This window comes from Serratia sp. CY83965 (assembly GCF_052166375.1).
GTDB classification, from domain to species: Bacteria; Pseudomonadota; Gammaproteobacteria; order Enterobacterales; family Enterobacteriaceae; genus Serratia; species Serratia marcescens.
In genome coordinates, this window is record NZ_JBJNOV010000009.1 from 270,461 (window position 1) to 281,700 (window position 11,240).

The 11,240-nt window shown below is 59.7% G+C and carries 6 protein-coding genes; 4 read left to right on the forward strand and 2 right to left on the reverse strand.

Features of this window, described 5'->3' with window-relative positions:
* The first annotated feature begins 22 nt into the window (after positions 1 to 22).
* The gene (locus ACJ8PL_RS17850; protein WP_442531312.1) at positions 23 to 3,118 is read left to right on the forward strand and encodes an amino acid adenylation domain-containing protein; all 3,096 of its coding nucleotides are present in this window, start codon (positions 23 to 25) and stop codon (positions 3,116 to 3,118) included.
* Between the two features lie 43 nt (positions 3,119 to 3,161).
* Here the strand turns inward: ACJ8PL_RS17850 and ACJ8PL_RS17855 are convergent, their stop codons facing one another.
* Positions 3,162 to 4,505: a condensation domain-containing protein gene (locus ACJ8PL_RS17855; protein WP_442531313.1), complete on the reverse strand. Its 1,344-nt coding sequence runs from the start codon at positions 4,503 to 4,505 to the stop codon at positions 3,162 to 3,164.
* Positions 4,506 to 4,779: 274 nt separating this feature from the next.
* Positions 4,780 to 6,096, reverse strand: a complete 1,317-nt coding sequence (gltP, locus tag ACJ8PL_RS17860; RefSeq protein WP_016929412.1) for a glutamate/aspartate:proton symporter GltP — start codon at positions 6,094 to 6,096, stop codon at positions 4,780 to 4,782.
* Between the two features lie 901 nt (positions 6,097 to 6,997).
* On the opposite strand from gltP, the gene acs reads away from it, so the two are divergent.
* The 3 genes from acs to actP all read left to right on the forward strand — a co-directional run bounded on the left by acs (position 6,998) and on the right by actP (position 11,008).
* Complete coding sequence (gene acs, locus ACJ8PL_RS17865; protein WP_016929413.1) at positions 6,998 to 8,956, forward strand: acetate--CoA ligase; 1,959 nt, start codon at positions 6,998 to 7,000, stop codon at positions 8,954 to 8,956.
* A 91-nt stretch (positions 8,957 to 9,047) separates the two neighbouring features.
* Positions 9,048 to 9,359 (forward strand): DUF485 domain-containing protein, encoded by a 312-nt coding sequence (locus tag ACJ8PL_RS17870; protein WP_004930047.1) that lies wholly within the window; start codon positions 9,048 to 9,050, stop codon positions 9,357 to 9,359.
* Entirely contained in the window at positions 9,356 to 11,008 is a 1,653-nt protein-coding gene (actP, locus tag ACJ8PL_RS17875) for a cation/acetate symporter ActP (protein ID WP_004930048.1), read from the forward strand. The genes ACJ8PL_RS17870 and actP overlap by 4 nt, the downstream gene beginning before the upstream one ends.
* Positions 11,009 to 11,240 lie beyond the last annotated feature (232 nt).

The following is an 11,240-nucleotide window of genomic DNA, read 5'->3' on the forward strand; positions in this document are numbered from 1 at the left end:
TTAGCGACTATAGGGAAGTACCATGGAGACACCATTAACCGCACTGCAGCAGGCCTACCTTCTGGGCCGCAGCGATCGATGGCCGCTCGGCGGCGTGGCGATGCACGACTTTCGCGAATACCGCGCCCGGCAGCGGGATGTACCGCGCCTTGAAGCGCGCCTGGCCGAGCTGGTACAGCACTACCCGGCGTTGCGCACCTGCATCGATGTGCAGCGCGCCACGCAGCACTTACGCCCAGAGGTGACGCTGCATCTGGATCGCCACGATCTGCGCTCCCTTGATGACGAAGCGGCGCAGCGCCAGACTGAACAGCTGCGCGATCGCTACTCCCACCAGCGCCACGATCCGAGCCAGCCACTGTGGCGCATCGCCGTGATCCAACTTGCCGAACAGCAGGATCCGACGGGATCGCCGTACGATACGCTGATCTTCACCAGCTTCGATGCCTTGATCCTCGACGGCCAGGGGATCTCCACCGTGATCGCACGCCTGTTCGACGATCGCCCTCTGGCGCCGACCGCCGCCGCACTGCCGCCCCCCGCCGCATCGGCGACGCAGCGCCAGGCCGATGCCGCCTACTGGCGTGAAAAGCTGCAGGATGTCACCACGCCGTCGGCACTGCCGTGGCGCGCCCCGCTCGCCAATCTCACCTCATCACGCTATCGCCGCGCCACCTTGACGCTACCGCGCGATACGGTAAAACAGCTTGGCCGCCTGGGATCGCCGCATGCGCTACTGCGCAACAGCCTGCTGTCGGCGCTGATCCTCGATACGCTGGCCCACTGGACCACCGATGGCGAGCTGTGCGTCGGGGTGCCGGTGGCGTTCCCCGCCGCCGACGGCGCCCTGGGCAACGCCTCCAGCTTCGTGGCGGTGCGCTATTCCCGCCACGGCGAAGATTTTATTCAGCGCGCGCAGGCCCTGCAGGACGATGTACTCGGCGCGCTCGACCACCTGGCGTTTTCCGGCGTCGATCTGGCGCGGCAGTTGCTCGGCCAAAGCCAGGGCGGCCCGGCGCTGCCGGTGATCCTGACCAACTGCCTGGGTTGGGAAACGCTTCCGGCCGAGGCGCCGGTGCGCTTCCACGACGGCCTGACCCAAACGCCGCAGGTCGCCATCGACATTCGCCTGACGCTGGACAGCGAAAAAAATCTGCAGCTGTGCGTGGACTACGCCGAACAGGCGCTGCACGGTGAGCAGGTAGAAGCCATGCTGGCCGCGTTGCAGCGACGCATCCTGCACAGTTGCCAACGGGCCGACCTGGCGATCGCGCCGCGGGACTTCATCGATCTGGCGCATTACCGCCACAACGACAGCGAAGCGAATTACGCGCCTTACCCTTATCTGGCGCAGCTGGCCGAGCGGCTGTTTGGCGCGCAAAACGGCGGCAATGCGCTGATCTGCGGCGAGCAGACGCTGACCTACCGCGAACTGGGCCAGCGGATCGCCACGGCAATCGCCCACCTGCAAAGCCGCGGCGTGCAGCCAGGCAACGTGGTGGCGCTGTATCTGCCGCGCAGCCCGGAACTGGTCATCTTCAGCCTCGCCTGCGCCCTGCAGGGAGTGATCTGGGTGCCTGTCGACATCAACTCGCCGCCGGAGCGCACCGCCTACCTGCTGGAGAACTGCCGGCCGACGTTGGTGGTGCACGGCGGCGATCTGGAGACGCCGATCGGCGTGACGCCGGCCCCCCTGCTGACGCCGACGGATCGCACGCCTGCGCTGCCGGATGAACAGACGTTGGTGGAACGCAGCGCCAGCCTGGCCGCAAGCTACTATCTGTATACCTCCGGCACCACCGGCAAGCCCAAATGCGTGGTGCTCAACAACCGCGCCACCGCCAACGTTATCCACCAGACCCAGCTGCGCTGGGCGGTCACCGCTGACGACGTCTTCATTTCCGTCACGCCGCCGCACCATGACATGTCGATGTTCGATCTGTTCGGTTCGCTGTGCGCCGGCGCCACGCTGGTGCTGCCGGCGTCGCATCAGGAAAAGGACGCCATCAGTTGGAACCAATTGGTGGAGAAACATCGGGTCAGTCTGTGGTGTTCGGTGCCGGCCATTCTGGAGATGCTGCTCACCTGTAAAACGGCCGACAGCCTGCGCTCCCTGCGCCTGGTGGCGCAAGGCGGCGACTACATCAAGCCAGCGACGGTGCAAACCCTGCGTACCCTGCGCCCGGATCTCGCGCTTTTCTCACTCGGCGGGCCGACCGAAACCACCATTTGGAGCATCTGGCACCCGATCGCCCCACAGGAGAGCGGCACCGTGCCTTACGGCCGCCCGCTGCCGGCCAACCGCTACTTCATCTGCCATGACGACGGCAGCCACTGCCCGGCCGGCGTGGTCGGCCGCATTCACACCGCCGGGGTCAACCTGGCGTTAGGCTATCTGGAGCAGGGGGAACTGAAGCAGCACGATTTCGTCACCCTCGAAGGGCCGGACGGGCAATCGCTGCGCGCTTTCCGCACCGGCGATCAGGGCTATTACCGTGCGGACGGTAACATCATGTTCGCCACCCGGGTGAACGGCTATGTGAAGATCCGCGGCGTGCGCGTCTCGCTGCCGGAAATCGAAGACGTGCTGCGCCGTCATCCGGCGATCCTGGATATGGTGGTGGTGGATTATCCCAGCGGAGAGAACAACGAGGCGGCGCTCGGCGCCCTGTATCTGACCCGCGACGGCAAACCGCTGTCGCTGTCCGAGATCCGCGCCTTCGCCACCGGCTATCTGCCCTGTACCCATATTCCCACGCGCTTTATCCATGCCGAGGCGCTGCCGCTGTCCGCCAACGGTAAAACCGACCGCCATCGCATCCGCGCCGACCTGAGCCACCAACAAACCGCGCCGGCGTTGAACGCCTGCGCGGCCCCGCCGCCGAACGCGCCGCTGGCGCGCAGCGCCGAGATCCTGGCCATTTACTGGCAGGAAATTGGCGTAACGCCGCGCCCGGAATGGGGGGAAGAGACGGCGTTTATCGCCATGGGGCTGAAGCTGCCGCATATCAAACAGGTGGCGGCACGCCTCAATGACGCTTTCGGCACCCGTCTGGTAAGCAGTTCGCTCTTGCCGTGCAAGAACGCGCGCGAAGTGGCGGCGTTGCTGGCCAGCTGAAGCCATACCACTCGGGCGGGAGCATCCTCCCGCCCGCACTTTCTCAGGCGGGCAACGCCGTCAGGGCCGCCAGCGGTTGCTCCCAGGCTTCCCGCTGCAGCGCACGCAACAGAAATTCTTGCAGCGCCTCGCCATAGTCCAGCGCATCCTCCGTCGGAAACTGCTCCAGATAGATATCGATATCCACCTGCAGATCGCGGGCGTCGGTGCGGCCGCGATAAGTCAGGTTGAAACCGTCGCCCGAGCCGCCGGCCAATACGCTGCGCGTACCGCTGCAGCCGGTAAAACGGGGCGTATCGAAGGGCTGCACGTTGATGAAAGGGGAAATAAAGAAGCGCGAGTCCGGATCCACGCCGCGATCGGCGGCCAGTTGGCGCAGGCGGTAGCCGCCGTGGCTGCGCAGCTCGCGCAGCTGCTGCGTCAGCGTGGTGAGAAAGCTCCCCAGCGTCTCCGCTTGCGGCGGTGACACCAGCAGCGGCAGAGTGTTGACCGCCAGCGAAGGCACGTTGGTGGCGGCCTGTCCACGACGATTCAGCGCCGGCATCCACATCGGCAGCGTATCGCCTTGCCGGGTACAGCGCGGCATCACCTGAAACAGCCAGGCCGCCGACAGCGCCACCAGCAAGTCGGGCCAATTGATGCCGCTGCGCTCCGCCAACTGCGCCAGACAGTGCGACACCGCCGCCGGCAGCCGGTAGTGGGCGCTCAAACGCCGTACGCCATAGGCCTCACCGCCCTTGCGCACCGTCGGCAGCGCCTGCGACGGCGGCAGATAGGTCTGCCAAAAGCGCCGATCGCGCGCGCATCGCTCAGAATCAGCGTAGGCCAGTTCAGCCTGTTGAAAGGCGTCAAAGGCACCCAGGGGCATACCCGTGCTGCCCTCACCCAGATAGTGCGCGTATAACGCGGCGCAGCGGTGTTCGATCAGGGCCATGCCGAAGCCATCAACCAGAATATGATGCGCACGCACGTACCAGAGGTAGCGCTCCGGCCCCAGTTTGAGCAGCCAGGCTGCGGCTAGCGGCTCGCTGTGCAGCGCCCGGCGCTGCGCGATATCTTCGCGCATCAGGCTCTGCGCCGCCTGCCAGGGATCGCCGTGCGTTTGCAGATCGATGCGTTGCAATGGCGGTGTGCACTGTGGATCGTAACGTAACGACGCAGGAGAGTCGCCATGCCGCTCACCAAAGCGCAAGGCAAACGCCTGCGTCTCGGCGAGAGTGGTGACGATCGCCCGGCAGAGCGTCTCTTCCTCTACCGCGCCACACAGTTCGGTGCAATGTGCGACGGTGGACAGAGTCTGCCCAGGGTGCAAGGTGTGTTCTTCCCAGAAATCAAGCTGCGCTGGCGCCAGCGGCAACCATCCAGAGGCCAAAGCGGTGTCCGACATGTTACCTACCTTTGATAAGCCCGAATAAAGACGCCGAACGGGCGTAACCCCACCGTTCAACGGCTTTGCGTGTCTCCATACATCATCAAATGAAAATGATAATAACATCTATTATCATTTCTATTAATTTGGTAACACTTTAGATTCTGTTAAGCGGGGATGCAAGTCGCGCAGTAAGGCAGAGAAAAGAAAGTGGCAGGTTGAAGAGCCATAAAAAACAAAACGCCCCGGCACAACTGCCTGGGGCGTTTTCAACGTCGGCGATACACGGTGATTAGGCCTGGTTGGCCGGCTTCACCTTCTGCGCCAGGAACTCCGTTTCGTAGGCCAGCGCCTTCTTGCGATCGAACTGGTGCTCCCACTTGGCGATCACCAGTACCGCCAGCGCGTTGCCCACCACGTTCAGCGCGGTGCGCGCCATATCCAGGATACGGTCCACGCCGGCGATGAACGCCAGGCCTTCCAGCGGAATGCCGACGCTGCCCAGGGTGGCCAGCAACACCACGAACGAAACGCCCGGCACGCCGGCGATCCCTTTCGAGGTCACCATCAGCGTCAGCACCAGCACGATCTCCTGCCCCAACGACAGCTCGATGCCGTACAGCTGGGCGATAAAGATGGCGGCAATGCTCTGGTACAGCGTCGAGCCATCCAGGTTAAAGGAGTAACCCGTCGGCACCACGAAGCTGGTGATCGACTTGGGTGCGCCGTAAGCCTCCATCTTTTCGATGATGCGCGGCAGCACCGTTTCCGAGCTGGCGGTGGAATAAGCCAGGATCAGTTCGTCTTTCAGGATGCGGATCAGCGTCCAGATGCGCAGGTTGCACAGCCGGGCGACCGCCCCCAGTACCACCAGGGCGAAGAACGCGATGGCGAAGTACACCAGCACCACCAGCTTGGCCAGCGGCAGCAGCGAAGCGAAACCGAAGTTGGCTACCGTGACCGCAATCAGGCCAAACACCCCGATCGGCGCATAACGCATGATCATGTGGGTGACTTTGAACATGCTCTCGGACACCGCCTTGAACACCTTCAGCAGCGGCTCTTTGGTCTCTTTCGGCAACGACGACAGCCCCAGGCCGAACAGCACCGAGAAGAAGATAATCGGCAGCATGTCGCCCTTGGCCATCGACGAGAAGACGTTCGATGGGATCAGCGACAGAATGGTCGCCACCAGACTGTGCGAACCGCTTTGCACCTGTTCGGTGGTTTTCTCATACTGCGAAATGTCCACCGTGGTCAGCGTCGACATATCAATGCCGTGGCCAGGTTGGAATACGTTGGCCAACGTCAGCCCCACCACGATGGCGATCGTGGTGATCACTTCGAAGTAAATAATGGTTTTCAATCCGATGCGGCCCAGCTTTTTCGCATCCCCCACGCCGGCAATACCGACGATCAGCGTGGAAATAACGATCGGCACCACAATCATCTTGATCAGACGAATAAAGATATCACCCGCCGGGCTGAGAATATTACTGACCAGCCACTCACGAGATTCGGTCTGGTTGTGCAATACCGCGCCAACAATAATACCCAGTACCAACGCGATCAGGATTTGCCAAGCCAGGCTAATTTTTACACTTTTCATACCCAAAAAGTCCTCAAAGACTCTTTTCGCCGTACAAAGTCGCAACACGACGAAAAGAATACTTAATCATTTATTACAGGCTTATGTTAATTCAGCGGAAGCGTTCACCTGCCCTGAGTGAAACGCAGTATAAATCTGTATCATCCGGGCGGCATGCTCTGCAAGCCTTGATTTGTCAGTGTTGAGCGCTGAATCGAATCACAAAAAATTCGCGTAACTATTTCAAACGGCATAATTGGTTGTTATTAAAAACATAATTTTTCATACAATGAAGTACATAACCGCACCGACGACGATTTTTTGAACGCTATTAAAATGCGTTATTTTTCGCTCATTCTGCATATTTAATCCGCATGATATGTTTATATTTTGTTACTTAAAAGTCAAACAAATGAGAATTGACCGAGTGACACTTTCGCCCATAAATGCAGTGCCACTTTATATTTCGATTAAAAAAAGAACGATATCGCAGGGCGCATACCATAGGGCATTACCCGACCTTTCATCAGGAATTAAAGGTTAATAAAACGTTATTTCACGCTGTGCAGTCCATCGTTATATCGTGCTAATGCCAACTTAGAATATTAATAGCGAAAAATAATCCAAAAAGATTTATAGCGAGAAATAATGGCAGCCCTGATCGTATCTATTAGTTTCTCGGCAGTTGAGCCCGTTTTGGTTTATTCTTTTTTGTTCTTTAGATAAGTGTTTTTGGTTAAAAACGTGGGTTTATGAGGATTTAAGCGCCAAAGAGATAGATACGCCCTGCAAATGCGACAGAATGATTACAAATCAATATCTTTGTTGCGTGATCTGCCGCGCAAAAAAGAAACAAAGAATCATAGCAAACTATACTTAACCTTCAGTTGACATATCATTAACAACTTCAAGGAGAAAAGCTATGAGCCAACTGCATAAACACGCTATTCCTTCTGCAATTGCAGAACGCGCCCTGATTAATCCGGCACAATACCAAGAGTATTATCAACAGTCGGTTCAAGACCCAGAGGCTTTCTGGGGTGAGCATGGCAAAATCCTGGATTGGATCAAACCCTATACCAAAGTTAAAAACACCTCGTTCGATCCGGGCCACGTCAGCATTCGCTGGTTTGAAGACGGCACGTTGAACCTGGCGGCCAACTGCCTGGACCGCCATCTGGCCGAGCGCGGTGACCAGACCGCCATTATCTGGGAAGGCGATGACCCGACCCAATCCAAAAAGGTGACTTACAAACAGCTGCATCACGATGTCTGCCAATTCGCCAACGTGCTGAAACAGCTCGGCGTTAAAAAAGGCGACGTGGTGGCCATCTATATGCCGATGGTGCCGGAAGCGGCGGTCGCGATGCTGGCCTGCGCGCGCATCGGCGCCGTACATTCGGTGATCTTCGGCGGCTTCTCGCCGGAAGCCGTCGCCGGGCGCATTATCGACTCCAACGCCAAACTGGTGATCACCGCCGATGAAGGCCTGCGCGCCGGCCGCGCCGTGCCGCTGAAAAAGAACGTCGACGATGCGCTGAAAAATCCCGGCGTGATCAGCGTGGCCAACGTGGTGGTATTCAAACGCACCGGTAAGCCGGGCTACTGGCAGGAAGGGCGCGATCTGTGGTGGCATGAGCTGACCCAGGGCGTCTCCGCAGACTGCCCGCCGGAAGAAGTGAACGCCGAAGATCCGCTGTTCATCCTGTACACCTCCGGTTCGACCGGCAAGCCGAAAGGCGTGCTGCACACCACCGGCGGCTACCTGGTCTACGCTGCGATGACCTTTAAGTATGTGTTCGACTACCACGACGGCGACATTTACTGGTGCACCGCCGACGTGGGCTGGGTCACCGGCCACAGCTATCTGCTGTACGGCCCGCTGGCCTGCGGCGCCACCACGCTGATGTTCGAAGGCGTGCCTAACTATCCGGGCGTCAATCGCCTGTCGCAGGTGATCGACAAACACCAGGTCAACATTCTGTATACCGCGCCGACCGCCATTCGCGCGTTGATGGCCGAAGGCGACAAGGCGATCGAAGGCACCCGACGCGATTCGCTGCGCATCATGGGCTCGGTCGGCGAACCGATCAACCCGGAAGCCTGGGAGTGGTACTACAACAAGATAGGCAACGCCAAATGCCCGATCGTCGACACCTGGTGGCAAACCGAAACCGGCGGCTTCATGATTACCCCGCTGCCGGGCGCCACCGAGCTGAAGGCCGGTTCCGCCACGCGGCCTTTCTTCGGCGTACAGCCGGCGCTGGTCGATAATGTCGGCACGCCGCAGGAAGGCGCCTGCGAAGGCAACCTGGTGATCGTCGATTCCTGGCCAGGCCAGGCGCGCACCCTGTTCGGCGATCATGACCGCTTCGAGCAAACCTACTTCTCGACCTTCAAAGGCATGTACTTCAGCGGCGACGGCGCCCGCCGCGACGAGGACGGTTACTACTGGATCACCGGCCGCGTCGATGACGTGCTGAACGTCTCCGGCCACCGTTTGGGCACCGCCGAGATCGAGTCCGCGCTGGTATCGCACCCGAAAATCGCCGAAGCGGCGGTGGTCGGCATTCCTCACAACATCAAAGGCCAGGCGATCTACGCCTACATCACGCTAAATCACGGCGAAGAACCGACGCCGGAGCTCTATACCGAAGTGCGCAACTGGGTGCGCAAAGAGATAGGGCCGATCGCTACGCCGGATGTGTTGCACTGGACAGATTCGCTGCCCAAAACGCGCTCCGGCAAGATCATGCGGCGTATCCTGCGCAAAATTGCCGCCGGCGACACCAGCAACCTGGGGGATACCTCCACGCTGGCGGATCCGGCCGTAGTCGACAAGCTGTTGGAAGAAAAACAATCAATGAAAGTGCCGTCATAATTTACGCCGCTTCAGGCCGCTCATTCGGATAACGCGCCGTTGAGCGGCCCTGGCGCGGCGTACTCTCTCAATACCGACTGGAGACACTCTGATGAATGACACCATTTATCAAGGGATTGAAGAAAACCCGCGCTTTAAAGAGCTGGTGAGAAAACGCGGCCGGTTCGCCTGGCTGCTTTCGCTGATTACGCTGGCGCTGTACGTCGGCTTTATCTTGTTGATCGCCTTCGATCCCCAATGGCTCGGCACGCCGATCGCCGCCGGATCGACCATCACCCGCGGGATCCCGGTCGGCGTCGGGTTGATCGTGATCTCTTTCGTCTTGACCGGGATCTACGTGTTTCGCGCCAACGGCGAGTTCGATCGCCTCACCGCAGAGATTCTGCGCGAGGTGAAACAATGAAGCGCTTATTGTCCGCCGCCGCGCTGCTGTTGCTGCCGGGCCTGGCCTGCGCCGACGCCATTGGCGGTGAGGTGCATCGTCAACCGCTGAACATCCAGGCGATCGTGATGTTTATCCTGTTTGTCGGCGCCACACTCTACATCACCTATTGGGCGTCCAAACGCACCCGTTCCCGTCAGGACTACTACACCGCGGGCGGGCGCATCACCGGCCTGCAAAATGGCCTGGCGATCGCCGGCGACTTCATGTCCGCCGCCTCGTTCCTCGGCATCTCCGCACTGGTCTATACCTCGGGCTATGACGGGCTGATCTACTCCATCGGCTTCCTCATCGGCTGGCCGATCATTCTGTTCCTGATCGCAGAACGCCTGCGCAATCTCGGCCGCTATACCTTCGCCGATGTCGCCTCTTATCGTCTGCAGCAAAAACCGATCCGTACCCTCTCGGCCTGCGGCTCGTTGGTGGTGGTGGCGCTATATCTGATCGCGCAGATGGTCGGTGCCGGCAAACTGATCCAGCTGCTGTTCGGGCTCAACTACCACGTGGCGGTGATCCTGGTCGGTATCCTGATGGTGCTGTACGTGCTGTTCGGCGGCATGCTGGCCACCACCTGGGTGCAGATCATCAAAGCGGTGCTGCTGCTGGCCGGCGCCAGCTTTATGGCGCTGATGGTGATGAAGTCGGTTAACTTCGACTTCAATACCCTGTTCGCCGAAGCGGTAAAGGTTCACCCGAAAGGCATCGCCATCATGAGCCCCGGCGGGCTGGTCTCCGATCCGATTTCCGCGCTGTCGCTTGGCCTGGCGCTGATGTTCGGCACCGCCGGCCTGCCACACATCCTGATGCGTTTCTTCACCGTGAGTGATGCCAAGGAAGCGCGCAAGAGCGTGTTCTACGCCACCGGCTTTATCGGTTACTTCTATATCCTGACCTTTATCATCGGCTTCGGCGCCATCTTGCTGGTCAGCGCCAATCCGGCGTTCAAAGACGCCACCGGCGCGCTGCTGGGCGGCACCAACATGGCGGCGGTGCACCTGGCCAATGCCGTTGGCGGCAACTTCTTCCTCGGCTTTATCTCGGCGGTGGCGTTCGCCACCATTCTGGCAGTCGTCGCAGGCCTGACGCTGGCCGGCGCCTCGGCCGTGTCCCATGACCTGTACGCCAGCGTGATTAAAAACGGCAAGGCGACCGAGCGCGATGAACTGAAGGTCTCCAAGATCACCGTCGTGGTATTGGGGCTGGTCGCCATTGCCCTGGGGATTTTGTTCGAGAAGCAGAATATCGCCTTTATGGTCGGACTGGCCTTCTCCATCGCCGCCAGCTGTAACTTCCCTATCATCATCCTGTCGATGTACTGGTCGCGTTTGACGACCCGCGGCGCGATGATTGGCGGCTGGCTGGGTCTGTTAACGGCGGTGATTCTGATGATCCTCGGCCCGACAATCTGGGTGCAGATCCTCGGCCATGAAAAACCGATTTATCCGTATGAATATCCGGCGCTGTTCTCGATGATCGTGGCCTTTGTCGGCACCTGGCTGTTCTCGATCACCGACAGCTCGCTGGCCGGACAGCAGGAGCGGGAACGCTTCCGGGCCCAGTTTGTCCGTTCGCAAACCGGGCTGGGCATCTCTCAGGGCAGCTCGCATTGATCGAATAATAAGTGAAAAAAGCAAACACACCCTAATCAAAGGCCCTTCGGGGCCTTTTCTCTGGCTCGCTGGCGGAGAATAAGGAGGAGGGGAAAACCGCGCAGCGTAGTTGCGCTTTTTTTACGTTTTACGCATAGCAAAAAGCCCTGAACGTCAGTTCAGGGCTTTCGGCTTAATTTGATGCCTGGCAGTGTCCTACTCTCGCATGGGGAGACCCCACACTACCATCGGC